16 protein-coding genes, 1 tRNA gene and 1 pseudogene are annotated in these 20,381 nt (G+C 69.3%); 13 read left to right on the top strand and 5 right to left on the bottom strand.

The genetic code is table 11. The annotated features are described in order from the left end of the window. Window positions 1–61 precede the first annotated feature (61 nt). Window positions 62–940, top strand: a complete 879-nt coding sequence (locus ACH34Q_RS03850) for a hypothetical protein (RefSeq protein WP_395981309.1) — start codon at window positions 62–64, stop codon at window positions 938–940. Window positions 941–983: 43 nt separating this feature from the next. Here ACH34Q_RS03850 and ACH34Q_RS03845 read toward each other — a convergent pair whose 3' ends face one another. Next, complete coding sequence (locus ACH34Q_RS03845) at window positions 984–1,691, bottom strand: helix-turn-helix domain-containing protein (RefSeq protein WP_395981308.1); 708 nt, start codon at window positions 1,689–1,691, stop codon at window positions 984–986. A gap of 161 nt (window positions 1,692–1,852) precedes the next feature. Between ACH34Q_RS03845 and ACH34Q_RS03840 the strand changes: the two genes are divergently transcribed. The 3 genes from ACH34Q_RS03840 to ACH34Q_RS03830 all read left to right on the top strand — a co-directional run bounded on the left by ACH34Q_RS03840 (window position 1,853) and on the right by ACH34Q_RS03830 (window position 5,763). After that, the gene (locus tag ACH34Q_RS03840; RefSeq protein WP_395981307.1) at window positions 1,853–2,407 is read left to right on the top strand and encodes a type 1 glutamine amidotransferase domain-containing protein; all 555 of its coding nucleotides are present in this window, start codon (window positions 1,853–1,855) and stop codon (window positions 2,405–2,407) included. A 181-nt stretch (window positions 2,408–2,588) separates the two neighbouring features. Next, window positions 2,589–4,025 (top strand): pyruvate kinase, encoded by a 1,437-nt coding sequence (gene pyk / locus ACH34Q_RS03835; RefSeq protein WP_395981306.1) that lies wholly within the window; start codon window positions 2,589–2,591, stop codon window positions 4,023–4,025. 337 nt (window positions 4,026–4,362) lie between these two features. Beyond that, entirely contained in the window at window positions 4,363–5,763 is a 1,401-nt protein-coding gene (locus ACH34Q_RS03830; protein ID WP_395981305.1) for an alanine/glycine:cation symporter family protein, read from the top strand. A 69-nt stretch (window positions 5,764–5,832) separates the two neighbouring features. On the opposite strand, the gene ACH34Q_RS03825 is transcribed toward ACH34Q_RS03830, so the two are convergent. Together ACH34Q_RS03825 and ACH34Q_RS03820 are read right to left on the bottom strand one after the other, a co-directional pair. Further along, on the bottom strand, window positions 5,833–6,447 hold the full coding sequence (locus ACH34Q_RS03825; protein WP_395981304.1) for a helix-turn-helix domain-containing protein: 615 nt from the start codon (window positions 6,445–6,447) through the stop codon (window positions 5,833–5,835). A 50-nt stretch (window positions 6,448–6,497) separates the two neighbouring features. Then, window positions 6,498–6,580, bottom strand: a tRNA-Leu gene (locus ACH34Q_RS03820). Window positions 6,581–6,696: 116 nt separating this feature from the next. On the opposite strand from ACH34Q_RS03820, the gene ACH34Q_RS03815 reads away from it, so the two are divergent. The 6 genes and pseudogenes from ACH34Q_RS03815 to ACH34Q_RS03790 all read left to right on the top strand — a co-directional run. Next, window positions 6,697–7,287, top strand: a complete 591-nt coding sequence (locus ACH34Q_RS03815) for an ANTAR domain-containing response regulator (protein ID WP_395981303.1) — start codon at window positions 6,697–6,699, stop codon at window positions 7,285–7,287. A 339-nt stretch (window positions 7,288–7,626) separates the two neighbouring features. Beyond that, window positions 7,627–8,799 carry a branched-chain amino acid ABC transporter substrate-binding protein gene (locus ACH34Q_RS03810; protein WP_395981302.1) on the top strand — a complete coding sequence of 391 codons (1,173 nt, stop codon included), beginning with the start codon at window positions 7,627–7,629 and terminating at the stop codon, window positions 8,797–8,799. Between the two features lie 150 nt (window positions 8,800–8,949). Next, on the top strand, window positions 8,950–9,915 hold the full coding sequence (locus ACH34Q_RS03805; RefSeq protein ID WP_395981625.1) for a branched-chain amino acid ABC transporter permease: 966 nt from the start codon (window positions 8,950–8,952) through the stop codon (window positions 9,913–9,915). Continuing rightward, on the top strand, window positions 9,912–11,111 hold the full coding sequence (locus tag ACH34Q_RS03800) for a branched-chain amino acid ABC transporter permease (protein WP_395981301.1): 1,200 nt from the start codon (window positions 9,912–9,914) through the stop codon (window positions 11,109–11,111). The genes ACH34Q_RS03805 and ACH34Q_RS03800 overlap by 4 nt, the downstream gene beginning before the upstream one ends. Window positions 11,112–11,206: 95 nt before the next feature. Beyond that, window positions 11,207–11,947, top strand: coding sequence for an ABC transporter ATP-binding protein (locus ACH34Q_RS03795; RefSeq protein WP_395981624.1), 741 nt, complete (start codon window positions 11,207–11,209; stop codon window positions 11,945–11,947). Then, window positions 11,937–12,638: pseudogene (locus tag ACH34Q_RS03790) on the top strand (ABC transporter ATP-binding protein); the annotation flags it as partial. The gene ACH34Q_RS03795 and the pseudogene ACH34Q_RS03790, both read left to right, overlap by 11 nt. A 271-nt stretch (window positions 12,639–12,909) precedes the next feature. Here the strand turns inward: ACH34Q_RS03790 and ACH34Q_RS03785 are convergent. Beyond that, window positions 12,910–13,476 (bottom strand): DUF4352 domain-containing protein, encoded by a 567-nt coding sequence (locus tag ACH34Q_RS03785; protein WP_395981300.1) that lies wholly within the window; start codon window positions 13,474–13,476, stop codon window positions 12,910–12,912. A gap of 191 nt (window positions 13,477–13,667) precedes the next feature. Continuing rightward, window positions 13,668–14,126: a PaaI family thioesterase gene (locus ACH34Q_RS03780; protein ID WP_395981299.1), complete on the bottom strand. Its 459-nt coding sequence runs from the start codon at window positions 14,124–14,126 to the stop codon at window positions 13,668–13,670. 44 nt (window positions 14,127–14,170) lie between these two features. Between ACH34Q_RS03780 and polA the strand changes: the two genes are divergently transcribed. From polA to rpsA, 3 genes are all read left to right on the top strand, one after another. Then, complete coding sequence (polA, locus tag ACH34Q_RS03775) at window positions 14,171–16,885, top strand: DNA polymerase I (protein WP_395981298.1); 2,715 nt, start codon at window positions 14,171–14,173, stop codon at window positions 16,883–16,885. A 513-nt stretch (window positions 16,886–17,398) separates the two neighbouring features. Next, window positions 17,399–18,517 (top strand): polysaccharide deacetylase family protein, encoded by a 1,119-nt coding sequence (locus ACH34Q_RS03770; protein WP_395981297.1) that lies wholly within the window; start codon window positions 17,399–17,401, stop codon window positions 18,515–18,517. Window positions 18,518–18,761: 244 nt separating this feature from the next. After that, entirely contained in the window at window positions 18,762–20,246 is a 1,485-nt protein-coding gene (rpsA, locus tag ACH34Q_RS03765) for a 30S ribosomal protein S1 (protein WP_395981296.1), read from the top strand. Window positions 20,247–20,381: the final 135 nt, after the last annotated feature.

The following is a 20,381-nucleotide window of genomic DNA, read 5'->3' as shown; positions in this document are numbered from 1 at the left end:
GTCCATTGCCGTGGCCGTTTCCTGCAATACCGCCCGGCGGCGGCGGCCTAGGGTCGGCGATATGAAGACCTTGCAGGCCAAGGACCTGGACACGGCCGAGGAGTTCCTGCGGCTCAACGCCCGGCTCATCGACCGCCGCCGGTTCGCCTTCCATTTCCGCGGTGGCACGCCTGAGGCCGTCCTGGCCGCGCTGCGCCCGTACGAGAACCCCGACGGCGGCTACGGCCACGCGTTCGAGCCCGATCTGAGGGGCGAGGCCAGCCAGCCGGTCCCCGCCCAGCACGCCCTGGAGACCCTGCACGAGGTGGGGGCGGACGACGACCCGGCCGTGCGGCGGATCGGAGACTTCCTGGCGTCAATCACCCGTCCGGGCGGGGGAGTGCCGTTCGTGCTGCCGACCGTACGGGACGCCCCGCGCGCCCCCTGGTGGCAGACGCCCGACGACCCGCCCGCCAACATCAACCCCACCGCGTCCCTTGCCGGGCTGCTGCACCTGATGGGCGCCGACCACCCGTGGCTTGGTCCCGCGACCGACTTCTGCTGGGGCTACCTGGAGGAGGAGGGGAACGAGCCGGGCCCGTACGACACGCTGGCGATCCTGGCGTTCCTGGACCATGTCCCTGACCGGAAGCGCGCCGAGGCCGTGTTCGACCGGATCCGGGACGCTCTCCTGGCCAACGTCGCCCTCGACCCGTACGCGGAGGGCACGCACCACTCACCGCTCGATTTCGCGCCGTCGCCCGGCGGGATCGCCCACCGGCTCTTCGACGCCACCGTCCTGGACGCCCACCTCGACGCCCTCGTGGACACCCGTCTGGACGATGGGGGCTGGACGGTGAACTTCCCCTTCTGGACGCCCATCGTCGAGCCCGAATGGCGCGGATACATCACGGTCGAACGCCTCAGGACGCTCCGCGCCTACGGAAGACTCGAATCATGAGGCCCGGCGTGTCATGAGGCGCGTGTCATGAGGCTCGGGGGGCTCAGAGCAGCGCGCGGATAGGCGTGCCGGCCAGGTCCCGTACCTCATTGGCCATATGGGCTTGATCGGCATAGCCCACGGCGTACGCGACGTCCGCCAGCGGCTCCCCGGCCCGCGCGAGCCTCAGCGCGCGCTGGAAACGCAGCACACGCTGCAGTGTCTTGGGCCCGTAGCCGAACGCGGCGTGAGCACGCCTGCGCAGCTGCCGCTCGCTCAGCCCCAGGGTGCCGGCGACCTCCCGTACCGGATGGCTCTCCAGGGCCGCCACCAGCGCCGGTACGAGCGGATCGGGCGCCGCCGAGGTCCGGGCCCGGACGGCATCGACCAGGGGCGTGTGCGGGTCGCTGGAGGCCGCCATGGCCTCGGCCAGCCGGTCGGCCTCCGTTCCCCACAACTCCCGCAAAGGGACCCGCACGTCCCTGATGGCATCGGCGGGCACCCCGAGGGCGGGCGGCGCCGTACCGGGACGGAACCGTACGGCGACGAGCCGTTCACCCGGCTCGAGCCTGCCGGGGGGCGAAGGGCCGGTGTCCGGGCCCGCCACCATGAGCTCGGCGCGGTCTTTCCACCAGATCAGGTCGATGCACCCGTCCGGGACCACCTGCTGGACGTGCGGTGCCCGCGCGCTGCCCGACTGCTCATGGCTCCACAGGCAGGCGAAGCCCAGTCCCGGCGGCGCCGGGGACTCGCGGTAGCTCGTGACCTCCACCCTTCCTGCATACCACCCTTCCTGCATACCACCCTTCGTGCAGAGCACCCTGCCTAGATAGCACGCTGCCTGCATACCGCCCGTTCTGGTGGGCAGGCCGTTCGGGTGGGCAGTCCCACACGCATCGTTCGTTCACCACTGACGAGGAGGTCACCGAGCACATGGGCACCGAACTGCAGGGTAAGACCATCGCCTTCCTGGCCGCGCCCGAAGGGACCGAGCAGGTCGAGCTGACCGAGCCCTGGCAGGCCGTGGAGCAGGCGGGCGGCAGCCCGCGCCTGGTCTCCACCCAGTCCGGCCGGATCCAGGGGTTCAACCACCTCGACAAGGCCGACCACTTCGACGTGGACACCACCGTGGACGTCTCCGACCAGGGGGAGTTCGACGGCCTGGTGCTGCCTGGCGGCGTGGCCAACCCCGACTTCCTGCGGACCCAGCCCAAGGCGGTCGCGTTCGTCAAGGGGTTCTTCGACGCGGGCAAGCCCGTCGCGGCCATCTGCCACGCGCCCTGGACCATGATCGAGGCCGATGTCGTCCGCGGCCGCAGGGTCACCTCGTGGCCAAGCCTGCGGACCGATCTGCGTAACGCCGGCGCCGACTGGGTCGACGAGGAGGTCGTGACCTGCGAAGGTGGACCCAACGTCCTGGTCACCAGCCGCAAGCCGGACGACCTCAAGGCGTTCTGCCGGACGGCCGTCCAGAAGCTCGCCGGCTGACCGCGCCCACCGCGGATCGTGACCACGGGGACCCATCGCGTGCCTTACCGCGAGCCCTCACCCCGATCCTCACCACGGGGCCACTGGTCTAGACCCTTGAGCTAGACCAGTGGATGAATCTCCGGCGACCGTATCCTGCATGAATATCCGTACTGGCTGGTAACTAAGTAGCGTTGTGCATGTGACCCGTCGAGCGAAGATCGTCAGTACCATCGGCCCCGCCTGCTCCTCCGCCGAGCAGATCCACGCCCTCGTCGAGGCCGGCGTGGACGTCGCCCGGCTCAATATGAGCCATGGCGAGCATGCCGTCCACGAGGAGGTCTACCACCGGATCCGGGCCGCCTCCACGGCCACCGGCCGCGGCGTCGGCATCCTGGCCGACCTGCAGGGACCCAAGATCCGAATCGGCCGGTTCCCGGACGGGCCCGTCCGGCTCACCCTCGGCGACGAGTTCACCATCACCACCGAGGACGTCACGGGCACCCGCAAGGAGGTGTCCACCACCTACGCCGGCCTGCCGGGCGACGTCGGCCCCGGCGACGCGGTCCTGATCGACGACGGCCGGGTCGCGCTGCGGGTGACCGAGGTCGACGGGCCCCGGGTGCGCACCACCGTCGAGGTCGGCGGCATGGTCTCCGACAACAAGGGCCTCAACCTGCCCGGCGTGCCGGTCAGCGTGCCCGCCCTCACCGGCAAGGACGAGACCGACCTGCGCTGGGCGCTGCGCCTGGGCGTGGACATGGTCGCCCTGTCCTTCGTCCGTACCCCCGAGGACGCCGAGATCTGCTACCGGATCATGGAGGAGGAGGGCGTCCGCGTCCCCCTGATCGGCAAGATCGAGAAGCCGCAGGCCGTCGATCTGCTGCCCGAGATCGTCGCCGCCTTCGACGGCATCATGGTCGCCCGCGGCGACCTCGGCGTCGAGCTCCCGCTCGAAGAGGTGCCGATCGTCCAGAAGCGCGCCATCGAGCTGTGCCGCGAGAAGGCCCGCCCGGTCATCGTCGCCACCCAGATGCTGGAATCGATGATCTCCGCGCCGCGTCCCACCCGCGCCGAGACCTCCGACGTCGCCAACGCCGTCTTCGAGGGCGCCGACGCGGTGATGCTCTCCGGCGAGACCAGCGTCGGCCAGTACCCCATCGAGTCGGTCCGGACGATGGGGCGGATCGTCTCCACCGCCGAGAAGGCCGCGCTGCACGCCACCCACACCCTCGACCGCATGCCCGAGACCATCGGCGGCGCCATCGCCCGCGCCGCCGCGGAGGTCGGCGCCATCATCGAGGCCGAGGCCCTCGTCGCGTTCACCATGTCCGGCGAGACCGCGCGCCGGCTGTCCCGCTACCGCTCGCCGATCCCGCTGCTCGCGTTCACCTCGGTCCCCGCCGTCCGGGGCCGGCTCGCCCACGTCTGGGGCGTGGAGACGCACATCGTCCCGTTCGCGAACCACACCGACGAGATGGTCAACCAGGTCGAGCAGGGCCTGCTGGAGTCCGGCCGCTGCCAGAAGGGCGACCGCGTCGTCATCGTGGCCGGCTCGCCCCCCGGCACCCCTGGCTCCACCAACGCGCTGCGCGTCCACCGCATCGGCGACGCCATCGCCACGGCCACCTCCCCCTGACGGCCGCCTCCCCTTGACGGCCGCCTCCTCCTGACGGACTCCGGGCCCGTCGTACGCACCCGGCGTACGCACCCGCCGGCACCCTGCCGCGGGTGCGCCGCAGGGTGCGCCACGTCACTGCGCGGTCTCGATCCGGCGACGCTACGGACACCCTGGACGGCGCCCTGGCGCCCGGAGCCGGGACACCCCGACTCGGCCATGGCGCGCACGCCGCGGGTCAAGGGGTGAGAAAGCGGCAAAGACGATCTCGTAACGGCTGGTCGCAGAGGGTGGTCAAAAGCCTCGTACTTGTCTACGGTCCGGGGGTCGCTCCTGCTGCTACCTGACCGGTGGTGTTATGAAACCCGTTGACGATTTCCTGACCGATGCCAGTGGCTTCATCTGGGGCCCCTGGCTGCTGATCCCCCTGCTCCTGCTCACCGGCCTGTACCTGACCGTCCTGCTGCGCGGGATCCAGGTCCGCCGCTTCCGGCTGGCCTTCTGGCTGGCGTTCATCAAGCGCTCGGACGCCGACAAGGCCGACGTGGCCGGTGACATCTCCCACTACCAGGCCCTCGCCACGGCCCTGGCCGCCACCGTCGGCGTCGGTAACATCGCGGGTGTCGCCACCGCGATCGCCCTGGGCGGTCCCGGCGCGGTCGTGTGGATGTGGTTCACCGGCATGGTCGGCATGGCCACCAAGTACAGCGAGGCCTTCCTCGGTGTACGGTTCCGCCGCACCGACGCCGCCGGCGAGCAGAGCGGCGGCCCGATGCACTACCTCCGCAGGGGCATCAAGGGTCCGCTGGGCATCTTCCTCGGCGGGTTCTTCGCCATCGCCGGAGCCTTCGCCGCGTTCGGCATCGGCAACATGACGCAGGCCAACGCCGTCGCCGCCAACGTCAAGGACGAGTGGGGCCTGGACCCCGCGATCACCGGCGTGATCATCACCGTGCTGACCGCCGTGGTGATCCTCGGCGGCATCAAGAGCATCGGCCGCGTCACCAGCGCCTTCGTCCCGATGATGATCGTCCTGTACATCCTCGGCGCGGCCGCCGTGCTGGCCCTCAACATCGGCGAGGTGCCCGCCGCGATCGGCCTGATCTTCGCCGACGCCTTCACCGGCACCGCCGCCACCGGCGGTTTCGCCGGTGCCGGGGTCGCCGCTGCCATCCAGTACGGCGTGGCGCGCGGCATCTTCTCCAACGAGTCCGGCCTGGGCACCGGCGGCATCGCGGCCGCCGCCGCCAAGACCACCCACCCGGTCCGCCAGGCCCTGGTCTCGATGACGCAGACCTTCATCGACACCCTGATCGTCGTCAGCTTCACCGCGCTGACCATCGTCGTCACCGGCGTGTGGAAGGAGGGCGGCAAGGACGAGGCGGCCACCTTCACCGGCCGCGCGTTCGACGCGGGGCTGCCCGGCGAATGGGGCAGCGTCATCGTCACGGTGAGCGTGATCTTCTTCGCGTTCTCCACCCTGCTCGGCTGGTCCTACTACGGCGAGCGCTGCATGGAGTACCTGTTCGGGCGAAGGGCGGTGCTGCCGTACCGCCTGATCTTCATCCTGGTCGCCTACGTCGGCGCCACCACCACGCTCACCACGGTGTGGACCTTCTCCGACGTCATGAACGGCCTGATGGCGCTGCCCAACCTGATCGGCCTGCTGATCCTGTCGCCGCTGGTCTACCGCGAGACCCGCGAGTACTTCCGGAACCGGCCGGTCGAGGACGAGCGCGTCAGGACCACGAAGGAGTAGCGGAGCCCATCGCCGTCGCGCCGTCCGTCATCCGGGCGGCGCGGCGGCTTCGGCTCCACGGCGCCGGCCTCAGTGCTTCGGCCCCACGAACTCGTCCAGCCGTGCCACGCCCTCCTTGCGGGCGACCGAGATGTTCTTCTTGTTCGCCTGGGTCCATGGGATGCCGATGCGGTCCAGCGCGTCTGTGAAGAGCCGCTGGATGTCCGTCGACACGTTGCTGAAGAAATAGCGCGGGTACTCGTACCAGCGATCACCCTCCTTGCCCGGACGCCGTACGCGGTTCGTACTCCGGCACCCGTCGGAGTGGAGCAGCCCGCGAATGAATTCCTCGGTGAACCCGTCCACGACCTTCTGTTGCCAGGCCACCAATTCGATCTTGCGCGTGTGGTTCCTGCCTGGCCCATGCTGGGTCTCCAGGCGGTGGACGCCTTTGTCGCCCGATGTCTTGACGATGTGCCCGTCTCCCAGGTAGAGGCCGAGGAGGTAGGAATAGGACGACGGGTCGAGATCGCGGCCGTGGCAGCGTGGACATGTGGCGAGGTCACGGAATCGCGTCTCTCCGGTTGTGAGCCGCCAGCGGCTCAGCGTGGAGAGAGGGATTCCGGTTTGCCGGTGCACCTCGGCGAGGGTGAAGCCTGAGGTGAGCAGCCGTAACGCATGGCGCCGTGGGTTGGTGTCCTGCATGACGCCATGGTCGGGGCGACCACTGACAGTTCAGGCGCGATTACCTTCGGTACCGGGAGCGGGATTCGAACCCGCACGCCCTTTCGGACAAATCCTTTTGAGGGATTCGTGTCTACCATTCCACCATCCCGGCATTCATCCTGACATCGAGCTAGATGTCCGGATTGGTGGCGGTCCTCGGGGCCACCGGGGACCAGGGTACAGCGTCCCGGTAGTCTCGTGCGCGTGACGGATAGCGCTCGGCGAGTTGTGATCGCAGAAGATGAAGCCCTGATCCGCCTGGACCTGAAGGAGATGCTGCAGGAGGACGGCTACGACGTCGTCGGCGAGGCCGGCGACGGCGAGACGGCCGTGCGGCTGGCCGTCGAGCACCGCCCGGATCTGGTGATCCTGGACGTCAAGATGCCCGTGCTGGACGGCATCTCGGCGGCCGAGCGGATCTCCGCGGAACGGATCGCACCGGTGGTCATCCTCACCGCGTTCTCGCAGCGCGAGCTGGTGCAGCGGGCCACCGACGCCGGGGCGATGGCCTACCTGGTCAAGCCGTTCACCAAGACCGACCTCGCGCCCGCGATCGAGATGGCGGTCAGCCGCTACACCGAGCTGCGCGCGCTGGAGGCCGAGGTCGGCAACCTGCAGGACCGGCTGGAGACCCGCAAGGTGGTGGATCGCGCCAAGGGGCTGCTGCAGGAGGCCAACGGCTGGACCGAGCCGGAGGCGTTCCGCTGGATCCAGAAGACCTCGATGGACCGGCGGCTCACCATGCGCGCCGTGGCCGACGCCGTGGTCGCCGGGGCGCTGGGCGAGCCCGGTAAGGACGGCGCGGCCTCCGACGGCTGACCCGCCCGCCGCCGCATTCGCCGTTCCCGGCTCCGTGCTTCCGGCTCCGTACTTCCGGTGTCCGTGCTTTCGGACGTCACCGGCGTCTCGGGGCCCTGTTCTCACCCGTCCGTCGGCGATCGTGACGCTGCGTGATCGTCGCTGGCCGGGACGTGGTTCGATGAGCACGGAGCCGTAACGAACGAGTAACCCTTCTGCCCGGGGGTCCTGCTCTGGGGTGGCCGATCGGTGTACGACTGACCTGCTCCCTGACTGACCGATTCCTCCCAAGAGGTATCGGTGTCGGGGCATGACTCGTACCCGATCCCCTCCCGGATCCGGATGGAAAGGTTGGGCACCTTGCGGCGCAACATGTTGAGAGTCACCGGCGCGGTGGCGGTGAGCGCGATGCTGACGTTCGGCCTCGCCGCGTGCGGCGACGGCGGCGACGGCTCTGGTGGTGGCAACGAGGTCACGATCGGGTTCATGGGTGACCTGACCGGTGAGAACTCGGGCCTGGTGATCCCGCCGAGGAACGGCGCGCAGCTGGCGATCGAGCAGTACAACGCGACCAACCCCAAGGTCAAGATCAAGTTCAAGGAGTACGACAGCCAGGGCAAGCCGGAGCAGGCGACCACCCTGGTCCAGGGCGCCATCAAGCAGGACAAGATCGTCGGCCTGATCGGCCCGGCCTTCTCCGGTGAGTCGCAGAGCACCGGCCCGATCCTCGAAGAGGGCAAGATCCCGAGCGTGTCGCCGTCGGCGACGCAGATCACGCTGGGCGAGAAGGGCTGGAAGTTCTGGCACCGGGTGGTGGCCGACGACGCGGTGCAGAGCGCCGGTGCCGGCGACTTCATCACCAACCAGCTCAAGGCCAAGAAGGTCGCCACGATCCACGACAACCAGGATTACGGCAAGGGCCTGGCCGACAGCATCGCCAAGGTCGTCAAGGAGAAGGGCGGCGAGGTCCAGACCGACCCGGTCGACGACAAGGCGACCGACTACTCCTCGACGGTCAACAAGATCAAGCAGTTCAACCCCGACGTCGTCTACTTCGGCGGCTACTACGCGGTGGCCGGCCGGCTGTTCAAGCAGCTGCGCGAGGGCGGCGTCAAGGCCCGCCTGATGTCGGGCGACGGCTCACTGGCCACCGGGCTGATCGAGGGCGCGGGCCAGGAGAACGCCCAGGGCGCCATGCTCAGCTGCGGCTGCCTGATCGACGAGGCCGGTACCAGCAACGCCAAGGCCAAGAAGTTCGCGACGGACTACCAGGCGAAGTTCACCACGCCGGTCGCGATCTACTCGGGTGAGGGCTTCGACGCGGCCAGCTCGTTCATCGAGGCCATCAAGGCCGGCAACACCGAGCCCGAGAAGATCAACCAGTTCCTGTCGACGGTGAGCTTCGAGGGTGTCGGCAAGCCGATCAAGTTCGACGCCAAGGGCGAACTGGCCTCGCAGGACATCTACATGTACGAGGTCGAGGGCAACAAGATGCCGCTGCTCGGCAACACCAAGGACGCCAAGGTCGAGTAGGGCGGTCCGGACACGCCCGCTTTCCATCGCGCCCCTCTGAGTGGCGCCCGCAGGCGCGGGAGCGGGAGCGCCGTGCGCGCTCCCGCTCCGTTCACAAAGGCGACCACTTTTTCACAAAGGCGACCAAAGGTGTTCGACGACTTCACCAGAGTGTTCGACAATTTCACTGATACTTTCTGGCTGTACACCATCGACGGCCTGTCGCTAGGGGCGATCTACGCCCTGGTGGCACTCGGGTACACGATGGTCTACGGCGTGCTCCGGCTCATCAACTTCGCCCATGCCGAGATCTGGATGGTCGGAACCTTCGCCGCGCTCGGCACCGTGCAACTGCTGGGCGTCTCCGGCGTCGGCGGCATGGCCCTGGTCGGCCTGGTGGCGCTCATGGCGCTGGTGGCGGGCCTGGTCTCCGGTGGCAGCGCGATGCTGCTGGAGGTGGTGGCCTACCGGCCGCTGCGGAAGAAGGGCGCGTCCCGGCTGGCGGCGCTGATCTCCGCGATCGGCGCCTCCATCTTCCTGCAGCAGCTCTTCGCCACCGTGATCGTCCCGCGGGTCTTCGGCAAGACCGAGGCCGAGGGCAAGCTGCCGGTGAACGAGCACTTCGTGGAGCGCACGAACGTCATCGACATCGGCCCGATCGTGATCAGCAACGACAAGCTGATCGTGTTCCTGGGCGCGGTGCTGATGATGATCGCGCTCGACCAGTTCGTGAACCGCACCAGGCTCGGCCGCGGCATCCGTGCGACGGCGCAGGATCCGCAGGCCGCGGTGCTGATGGGTGTCAACATCGACCGGGTGGTGTCGGCGACGTTCCTGGTCGGCGGCGCGATGGCGGGCGTCGCCGCCGCGCTGTACTTCGTGCGCTTCGAGCAGGCCTGGTACTTCGCCGGCTTCCTGCTCGGGATCAAGGCGTTCACGGCGGCGGTGCTCGGCGGGATCGGCAACATCCGCGGTGCGCTGGTCGGCGGGTTCGCGCTGGGCTTGTTCGAGATGTACGGATCCAGCATCTTCGGCTCGGAATGGCGCGACGTCGTGGCGTTCACCGTCCTGATCCTGGTCCTCATGTTCCGTCCCACCGGCATCCTCGGTGAGTCCCTTCAGCAGGCGCGCGCATGAACATGACAAAGAACCTCAAGAACGGCCGGAACAACCTCAAGAACGGCCGGAGCGGTCTGAGCGGCGGCCTGGACACGGTCCGCGACCGATGGGCCGTGGCGCCCGGGTACGCGCGCTGGTCGGTCTACATCCTCCTGATCATCGGCGCGCTGCTGCTGCCGAGCGAGGCGATCGGCTCCTTCATGGCGCCGGGCGCCGACTGGGGGGCCATGCTGAGCGACCAGATCGGGATCTACATCCTGCTGGCGCTCGGACTCAACGTGGTGGTCGGCATGGCCGGCCTGCTCGACCTCGGCTACGTGGCCTTCTACGCCGTCGGCGGCTACACCATCGGCATCTTCGGCGTCAGGTACGGGTGGAGCTTCTGGGAGATCCTGGTCCTGGCCATCCTGCTGTCGGCGCTGTCCGGGGTCGTCCTGGGCGGGCCGACGCTGCGGCTGCGCGGCGACTACCTGGCGATCGTGACGCTCGGCTTCGGTGAGATCGTCAAGAAGACCGCCAACAACAGCGACTTCGTCAACGGCCCCCGCGGGATCCAGGGCATTCCGCGGCCGCCGGACCTGTCGGACTTCGAGATCTTCGGCGTACAGCCGCTGAAGTACGAGTTCCTGGATTCGCGCCCGTACTACTACCTGCTGGTCTTCTTCATCGTGGTGACGATCATCTTCGTCAAGCGGCTGGAGCACAGCCGGGTCGGCCGGTCGTGGGCGGCGATCCGCGAGGACGAGGACGCGGCCGAGTTGATGGGCGTGCCGACGTTCCGGTTCAAGCTGGCCGCGTTCGCGATCGGCGCGGCGATCGGCGGCAGCGGCGGCGTGGTGTTCGCGACCAAGCAGACGTCGATCAACCCGGAGAACTTCGTGTTCCTGCTGTCGGCGCTGATCCTGGCGTCGGTGGTGCTGGGCGGTTCGGGCAACATGCCCGGAGTGATGCTCGGCGCGTTCGTCGTCGCCTGGCTGCCGGAACGGCTGCGGCTGTCGGACGACTACCGGATGCTGCTGTTCGGCGCCGCGCTGGTGGCGATGATGGTGTTCCGTCCCGAGGGCCTGTGGCCGTCCCGGCAGCGCAAGGCCGAACTGGCCGAAGGCACCGGGGGTATGGGCAGTTTGGGCGCGGAGGTGGCCGGTCCAGGTACGGCCGGTCCCGGTGCGTCCGGTCGGGCCGATGGCGATTCGGCCACGGAGGTGAGCAAGTGAGCGGCGACGAGAAGCCGGTATCGAAGGCGAACGCGGACGGGGCCGTGGACTCCGTCCCGGTGCCCGAGCCGGTACTGGAGCTGCGGAAGGCCACGATGCGCTTCGGTGGCGTGGTCGCGCTCAACCAGGTCGAGCTGACGATCGGGAAGGGCGAGATCTTCGCGCTGATCGGCCCGAACGGCGCGGGCAAGACCACGGTGTTCAACGTGACCACCGGGGTCTACCGGCCGACGGAGGGGCAGATCCTCTTCAACGGCAAGCGCATCGACGGCCAGAAGCGGTTCGCGGTCACCAAGCTCGGTGTCGCCCGTACGTTCCAGAACGTGCGCCTGTTCCACAACATGACGGCGCTGGAGAACGTCATGGTGGGGGCGGACGCGCATCACCGTACGGGATTCGTCGGGGCGGGCCTCGGGCTGCCCTGGCACCGGCGCGAGGAGCGCGACGGCCGCCGCAAGGCGCGGGAGCTGCTGGAGTTCGTGGGCATCCCGCACCGGCTGGACGAGGCGGCGAAGAACCTGCCGTACGGCGACCAGCGGCGGCTGGAGATCGCCCGCGCGCTGGCCACCGATCCCAAGCTGCTGCTGCTGGACGAGCCGGCCGCCGGGATGAACCCGGCGGAGAAGCTGTCGCTGCAGGATCTGATCCGCAGGATCCGCGACTCGGGCCGTACCGTGCTGCTGATCGAGCACGACATGAGCCTGGTGATGGGGATCAGCGACCGGATCGCGGTGCTGGACTTCGGGCAGAAGATCGCCGAGGGCCGGCCCGCGGACATCCAGAACGACCCGCGGGTCATCGAGGCGTACCTGGGGGCTCCCGCCGATGCTTCTTGAGATCAAGGACATCCACGTCCACTACGGCAAGATCGCGGCCCTCAAGGGGATCTCGGCCGAGGTCGGCGAGGGCGAGATCGTCACGCTGATCGGCGCCAACGGAGCGGGCAAGACCACGACGCTGGGCACGATCTCGGGGCTGCGGCCGCTGTCCTCGGGCTCCATCGTCTTCGACGGCCAGGACATCAGCAAGATGCCCGGGCACAAGCGGGTCATGGCGGGGATCGGGCAGGCCCCGGAGGGGCGCCGGATCTTCCCCGGCATGACGGTCGAGGAGAACCTCCTGATGGGCGCCTACGCCCGCAAGGGGGACTCCTCGCCGGAGCTCAAGGAGGCCTACGAGCTGTTCCCGCGGCTGGCCGAGCGCAAGCAGCAGGCGGGCGGCACGATGTCCGGCGGCGAGCAGCAGATGCTCGCGATCGGGCGGGCGCTGATGGCCAAGCCCAAGGTGCTGCTGCTGGACGAGCCGTCGATGGGCCTCGCGCCGATGCTGGTGCAGCAGATCTTCACGATCATCCAGGAGATCAACCGGCGCGGCACCACGGTGCTGCTGGTCGAGCAGAACGCCCAGCAGGCGCTGCAGATCGCGGACCGGGCGTACGTGCTGGAGACGGGACGGGTGGTCAAGACGGCGCCCGCCTCGGAGCTGCTGGACGACCCGCAGGTGCGCGCGGCCTACCTCGGCGGCGACCTCGGCGACGCGGCGCCCGCGGGCGCCGCGGTGTCGAAGGATGCCGCGGTGCCGAAGGCAGACGCCGTATCCGCCGATGCCGCACCGGCCGATGAGCCGGAGGACGATGCCTCCGGCTCCGGGAGCGGCAAGTCCCTGTAACCGCTCACCGCTACGACGTCTCCGCCCCCGTCCAGGTCCACTGGCCGGGGGCGGAGACGTCGTACGGCCCGGTGGACACGTACGGCCCGGTGGACACGTACGGCCCGGTGGACACGTGCAGCCCGGTTGCTCAGGGCAGCTTGATCTCGGCGGGGGGCGGGTCGGAGACCGCGCCGACCTTGGGCCACCCGACCAGCCTGAGCGCGCGTACCTTCGCCTCGTCCGGCAGGTCGTACCAGAGGTCGAACTCCGCGCGCATCGCCGCGCCGACCGACAGGCGTTCGGGCTGCCGCTTGACCATGGTGGCGTTCACGTCCGGTACGTGGGTGCGCTCGCCGCTGGTCGCGCCTGTGGTGGCGAGGCCGGTGGTGACGAGCAGCTGCTTCCAGGTGTCGAAGACCTGGATGTCGCGTCCCCGGTTGACCGTGAGCAGCCGGATCCGCACGTACCGTCCCTTGGGCTTCATGCCGGCGTGGGTGCCGAGGATCTCGCGGATGCCGTCCTGGTAGCCGAGCACGGTGAACTCCAGGTCGCTGCTGCGCGCCGTCTTGCCGCGGACGACCCGTTCGCCGTCGCGGGCGCGTTCGGCGGGCGGTTCGTACGTGGCGGCAGGCTCGTCGCCGCCGCCGGAGCACGCGGTCACGGCGACCGGCACGAGCAGCAGAGCGAGCGCGAGGACCGGGAGGGCACGGCGCATACCGAAACGCTACCGGGCAGGGAAAAGCCCAGGATCACCTTTGGGGCCGTGCTGGCCTTCCCCGGACACGCACGTTGTCTACTCGGTGATCCCGGGCGTTCCGATCCACGCTACCGACCGTTCGCCGTCCCTCGCAAAGGAAGTCCGGAACGGGCCGGTGCAAAACACCACAAAACCCTGGAACGTTCCTGTCAGTTCGCGGTCTTGCCAGTGGCCTCGCCGGTGGGCTTGTCACGGAGCATGCAGGTGAGCCTGGCGGTGCACACGCGGCGATCCTGGTCATCGGTGAGCACGATGTCGTACGTGGCGAGCGTGCGCCCGCCGTGCATCCGGGTGGCCACACCGGTGATCCAGCCCTCGGCCGCCGACCGGTGGTGGGTGGCACTGATCTCGATGCCCACCGCGATCCGGTCCCGGCCGGCGTGCAGCGCGGAGCCGACCGAGCCCAGCGACTCGGCCAGCACGCAGGAGGCGCCGCCGTGCAGCAGCCCGTACGGCTGGGTGTTGCCCTTGACCGGCATCCGGCCGACCACCCGCTCCGGCGAGGCCTCCAGGTACTCGATCCCCATGGTCCGCGCCAGATCGCCGTAGACCTCGCCGGCGACGTCCCCCAGCACCGCGGCGGCGGGGTCCTGCCGCTCCTCGCTCATCGAGCCTCCCTCGAACTGTCGTACGCGCAGACTAGAGTCCTGGTGTGGCGACGACAGCTCCGACCCCTGACAAGCGAGACCGGCTTCTCCTGCTGGATGGGCATTCCCTGGCCTACCGGGCGTTCTTCGCGCTCCCGGTGGAGAACTTCTCGACGACCGACGGCCAGCCCACCAACGCGGTGTACGGCTTCACCTCGATGCTCATCAACGTGCTGCGCGACGAGGAGCCCACGCACATCGCGGTGGCCTTCGACCGCTCGGAGCCCACGTTCCGGCACGAGCAGTACGTGGAATACAAGGCCGGGCGGCAGAAGACCCCCGACGAGTTCCGCAGCCAGGTCAGCCTGATCTTCGAGGTGCTGGACGCGCTGCGGATCCCGCGGTTGTCGGTGGCCGGCTTCGAGGCCGACGACATCATCGCCACGCTGTCGGTCCAGGCGACCGAGTCCGGCATGCAGACGCTGATCGTGACCGGTGACCGCGACGCGTTCCAGCTGGTGAACGAGCACGTCACGATCCTGTACCCGATCCGCGGGGTCTCCGAGCTGGCCCGGATGGACCCGGCGGCGGTGCAGGCCAAGTACGGCGTGCCGCCCGAGCGCTACCGCGAGCTGGCCGCGCTGGTCGGCGAGACCAGCGACAACCTGCCCGGCGTGCCCGGCGTCGGCCCCAAGACCGCCGCCAAGTGGATCACTCAGTACGGCGACCTGGACACGCTGGTCGCCCGGGTGGACGAGATCAAGGGCAAGGCCGGCGAGAACCTGCGCGAGCACCTGGGCCAGGTGCTGCGCAACCAGCAGCTCAACAAGCTCGACTGCGAGATGGGCCTCGACATGCGGCCGCCGCAGCTGTCGATGGGGCAGTGGGACCGCGACGAGATCCACACCCTGTTCGACTCGCTGCAGTTCAAGGTGCTGCGCGAGCGGCTGTACGCCTCGATCTCGGCCGCCGAGCCCGAGGCCGACGAGGGCTTCGAGGTCGAGGTGCAGAGCCTGGAGCCCGGCGCTCTGGGCGCCTGGCTCGACGAGCACGCCGGGCCCGCGCACCGCACCGGCGTCGCCGTGACCGGCTCCTGGGGGCGCGGCACGGGCGACCTGACCGGCATCGCCCTGGCCTCCACCGTGGCCGCCGAGGGCGGGGCCACCCCGGCCGTCCACCTCGACCCGGCCGCGCTGAACGACGACGACGAGCGCGCCCTGGCCGCCTGGCTGGCCGACCCGTCCAGACCCAAGGCGCTGCACGAGGCCAAGGGCCCGATGCTGGCCCTGGCCGCCCGCGGCCTGGAGCTGCGCGGCCTCACCAGCGACACCGCGCTGGCCGCCTACCTCGCGCTGCCCGGCCAGCGCACCTTCGACCTGGCCGATCTCGCGCTGCGCTACCTGCACCGCGAACTGCGCGCCGAGGCCGACGACTCCGGGCAGCTCACCCTCGACGGCTCGGGCGAGCAGGAGGCCGCAGAGGACCTGGCCGTACGCGCCCGCGCCGTCGCCGAGCTGGCGCACGTGCTCGACCGTGACCTGGACCAGCGGGGTGCCACCCGGCTTCTGCACGAGGTGGAGCTGCCCCTGGTCGGCGTGCTGGCCGCGATGGAGCGCGCCGGCATCGCCGTCGACGCCGAGCGGCTGGCCGCGATGGAGTCGGCACTGGGCGGCCAGGAGAAGGAGCAGGAGCAGCTCGCCCACGACGCCGTCGGGCACGAGTTCAAGCTCGGCTCGCCCAAGCAGGTCCAGCAGGTGCTGTTCGACGAGCTGGGGCTGCCCAAGACCAAGCGCACCAAGACCGGCTTCACCACCGACTCCGAGGCCCTGACCAACCTGCAGATCAAGAACGAGCACCCGGTGCTGGGATACATCCTGCGCTGGCGCGAGGTCTCCAAGCTCAAGAGCATCGTCGCCTCGCTGATCCCGATGGCCGACGACTCCGGCCGCATCCACACCACGTTCAACCAGATGGTGGCGGCGACCGGCCGGCTCTCCTCGACCGACCCCAACCTGCAGAACATCCCGATCCGCACCGCCGAGGGCCGGCAGATCCGCGAGGCCTTCGTCGTCGGCGACGGCTACGAGTCGCTGCTCACCGCCGATTACAGCCAGATCGAGCTGCGGATCATGGCCCACCTCTCCGAGGACAAGGCGCTGCTGGAGGCCTTCCACGCCAAGGCCGACTTCCACACCATCACGGCCTCGCGCGTGTTCGGCCTGCCGCCCGACAAGATCGACGCCGAGCTGCGCGCCCGCATCAAGGCGATGAACTACGGCCTGGCCTACGGGCTGTCGGCCTACGGGCTCTCCCAGCAGCTGCGCATCCCGCCCGACGAGGCCCGCGCCCTGATGGAGGAGTACTTCCAGCAGTTCGGCGGCGTCCGCGACTACCTGCAGGACGTCGTCGCCAGGGCCCGCCAGGAGGGCTACACCGAGACCATCCTCGGCCGCCGCCGCTACCTGCCCGACCTCACCTCCGACAACCGCCAGCGCCGCGAGATGGCCGAGCGGATGGCCCTCAACGCCCCCGTCCAGGGCTCGGCCGCCGACATCGTCAAGGTCGCCGGCCTCAACGTCGACCGGGCCCTGCGCGAGCACGGCCTGACCTCCCGGATGCTCCTGCAGGTCCACGACGAGCTGGTCTTCGAGGTCGCCCCGGGCGAGCACGACGAGCTGACGGCCCTGGTCCGCGAGCAGATGGCCGGAGCCTACGAACTGCGCGCCCCGCTGGAGGTCAGCATGGGCACCGGCCTCACCTGGCAGGACGCGGCTCATTAACTGAAGTCCCGGCTCACGGCGGCTCGCCTGGCGGCTCGCCGCCGTGCCCGTGCCTTGTGCGAGCGCGGCATCGCTTCGCGCTGTGTTTCCAAAGTCCCGGCCTACGGCGCTCGCCTGGCGGCTCGCGCCTAACCGGCCCTTGTGCGAGCGCGGCATCGCTCCGCGATCTGCCCGGTGAGGCTCGCCTTCGGCGTCGCCTCCCCGGGCAGGTAGCGCGCTCGCGGGTCGCCTCCCCGGGTCTCCCGTTGACTCGTGGCGTGTTCGCCTACACCCAGCCCTGAAATGCCGAACTCGCCACGAGTCAACCACCGGCCCGCACGGTGGGAAGTGGGGGTTTGGGGCGGCTTGGTCAACAAGTGGATTCTTGATGGTCATCGGGTGGTTCGGGTGGGCGGGATACCGGGTTGTACGAGATCATGTCCGGGTACGTGGAGGGCTGTCCGCTTGGGGGTGAGGCGCCCGATGCCGAACCCGGCCCTGGTGGCCCCGCCGCGCTGATCGAGGAGAAGATCCGTGCCACTCCTTCACAAGATCGCCGCCGTTGTCGTGATCTTCGCCGTGGCCCTGGGGTTGTGGCTGCCGGGCGATCCGGGCGGCGGGGATTCGTCGGACACGGCCCGTACGAGCGCCGGCGAGCGGGAGCCCGGCACGCGCGGGCCGGCGGGGGAGCCGGCGGCCGCGGCGGCGAGCGCGGGGCCGTCCAAGCAGGCCGCGCCGGCGCCGGTGGCGACCGTCCAGGCGGCGGCGCCCGCGGCGGCGGCCGCCAAGGCCAACGAGCTGGGGCAGGTCCCGGTGCTGATGTACCACCGGATCATCGCCAAGCCCGAGCTGTCCCTGGACCGGTCGACGACCGAGTTCCGCGAGGAGCTCGTCCGGCTGGCCAAGGAGGGGTACGTCCCGATCACGGCCGGGGAGTTCGTGACCGGGAACATCAACGTCCCGGCGGGCCGGCATCCGGTGGTGCTGACGTTCGACGACAGCACGCCGGGGCACTTCGCGCTGGATCCGCAGGGGCGGCCCAAGGCCGACACGGCGGTGGCGATCCTGCAGGACGTGGCGCGGCAGTACCCCGGGTTCCGGGCGACCGCGACGTTCTACCTGAACGAGGAGCTCTTCCAGCTGGCCGGGCAGGAGTCGGCCGGGCTGAAATGGCTGCTCCAGAACGGGTTCGAGCTGGGCAACCACACGCTGACCCACAAGGACCTGTCGACGCTGTCCAAGGGCGAGGTGCAGAAGGAGATCGGCGCGATCGAGAGCAAGGTCGTTTCGCTGACCGGAACGCACACCGCGACGCTGGCCTACCCCTTCGGGTCCGCGCCCGACAAGAAGTCGTGGGCGGAGAAGAAGGACGGCGCGTACGGGTTCCAGGGGATCTTCCTCGCCGGGTGGCGGCCCTCGATCTCCCCGCACGACGCGGACTTCGACCGGTTCGCGATCGCCCGGGTGCGCTCCGAGGGCAAGATCAAGGAAAATGATTGCAAGGAATTCTGCTCGACCGCGTGGCTGGACAAGCTGAAGGCCCAGCCGGCGACGCGGTACACCTCCGACGGGGACCCGCGGACGATCACGTTCCCGCGGCCGGAGGAGGACCGGCTGGCCAAGGATCTGCGCGGCCGGGGGCGGGTCTACTGAGGCCGTCCGGGCGGGTGGCCGGGGGCCTGGATTGACCCCACGCGGATGGTCCCATATGCTGATCGCTGCGCTGTGGGCTTGCGCGGCTTCGGACGGAGCAGGCTCGCGCTCGGTCAGGTCGACATCGGTTTCTCTGCCGTGGTTTCAACTCCACGCTCCTTTTCCGGTCAATCGGCAGGGCGGATAACGGCCCTCCGCGCAGTTCAGGCAACTACGCATGTCCGTATCCGGAGCCAGCCGACACATGACGAGCAGCACCGAGGCAACCTCGACCACCCCGCAGGTAGCGGTCAATGACATCGGGTCCGAGGAAGCCTTCCTCGCAGCGATCGATGAGACCATCAAGTATTTCAACGACGGCGACATTGTTGAAGGAACTGTCGTCAAGGTCGATCGTGACGAGGTCCTCCTCGACATCGGCTACAAGACCGAGGGCGTCATCCCCTCGCGTGAGCTGTCCATCAAGCACGACGTGGACCCGAACGAGGTGGTCACCGTCGGTGACCACGTCGAGGCCCTCGTCCTCCAGAAGGAGGACAAGGAAGGCCGTCTGATCCTGTCCAAGAAGCGCGCGCAGTACGAGCGCGCCTGGGGCACGATCGAGAAGATCAAGGACGAGGACGGCATCGTCACCGGCACGGTCATCGAGGTCGTCAAGGGCGGCCTCATCCTCGACATCGGGCTGCGCGGCTTCCTGCCGGCGTCGCTGGTCGAGATGCGCCGGGTGCGCGACCTGCAGCCGTACGTCGGGCGCGAGCTCGAAGCCAAGATCATCGAGCTGGACAAGAACCGCAACAACGTGGTCCTGTCCCGCCGTGCCTGGCTGGAGCAGACCCAGAGCGAGGTCCGCCAGACCTTCCTCAACACCCTCCAGAAGGGCCAGGTCCGCAAGGGCGTGGTCTCCTCGATCGTCAACTTCGGCGCATTCGTGGACCTGGGCGGCGTGGACGGGCTGGTGCACGTCTCCGAGCTGTCCTGGAAGCACATCGACCACCCCTCCGAGGTCGTCGAGGTGGGCCAGGAGGTCACGGTCGAGGTCCTGGACGTCGACATGGAGCGCGAGCGGGTCTCGCTGTCGCTCAAGGCGACGCAGGAGGACCCCTGGCAGCAGTTCGCCCGGACCCACCAGATCGGCCAGGTCGTTCCCGGCCGGGTCACCAAGCTGGTGCCGTTCGGTGCGTTCGTCCGGGTCGAGGAGGGCATCGAGGGCCTGGTCCACATCTCCGAGCTGGCCGAGCGCCACGTGGAGATCCCCGAGCAGGTCGTCCAGGTCGGCGACGAGATCTTCGTGAAGATCATCGACATCGACCTCGACCGGCGGCGGATCAGCCTGTCGCTCAAGCAGGCCAACGAGAGCGCCGCGGGCATCGAGGACGAGGACTTCGACCCGACGCTCTACGGCATGCCGGCGGAGTACGACGAGCAGGGGAACTACAAGTACCCCGAGGGCTTCGACTCCGACACCGGCGAGTGGCTCGAGGGCTACGACGCCCAGCGCGAGACCTGGGAGCGGCAGTACGCCGAGGCCAGGACCCGTTTCGACGCCCACCGCAAGCAGATCGAGGAGGCCCGCAAGGCCGAGGCGGAGGCCGACACGGCCGCCCCCGCGGCCGAGACGTCCTATTCCGGTGGCGGCGAGACCGAGGAAGAGGCCGCGGCCTCTGGCGGCGCGCTGGCGACCGACGAGGCACTGGCCGCGCTGCGGGAGAAGCTGTCCGGCGGGCAGTGATCCCCGGTAGCTGAACCGGGACCGATGATCCCGCCCGCCCGGCGGGATCATCGGCGCCGGCCGCGATGAGCGCGCATGGCCGGGACCAGAGGCTCGAACGAGCCTCCGGTCCCGGCCATGTCTCTTTTTTTGGTG

The sequence above is a fragment of the Actinomadura sp. 9N407 genome, from assembly GCF_044326315.1.
Classification (GTDB): domain Bacteria; phylum Actinomycetota; class Actinomycetes; order Streptosporangiales; family Streptosporangiaceae; genus Spirillospora.
The sequence above is the reverse complement of the archived record's forward strand: the minus strand, read 5'-3'. Positions and strand labels throughout refer to the sequence as shown.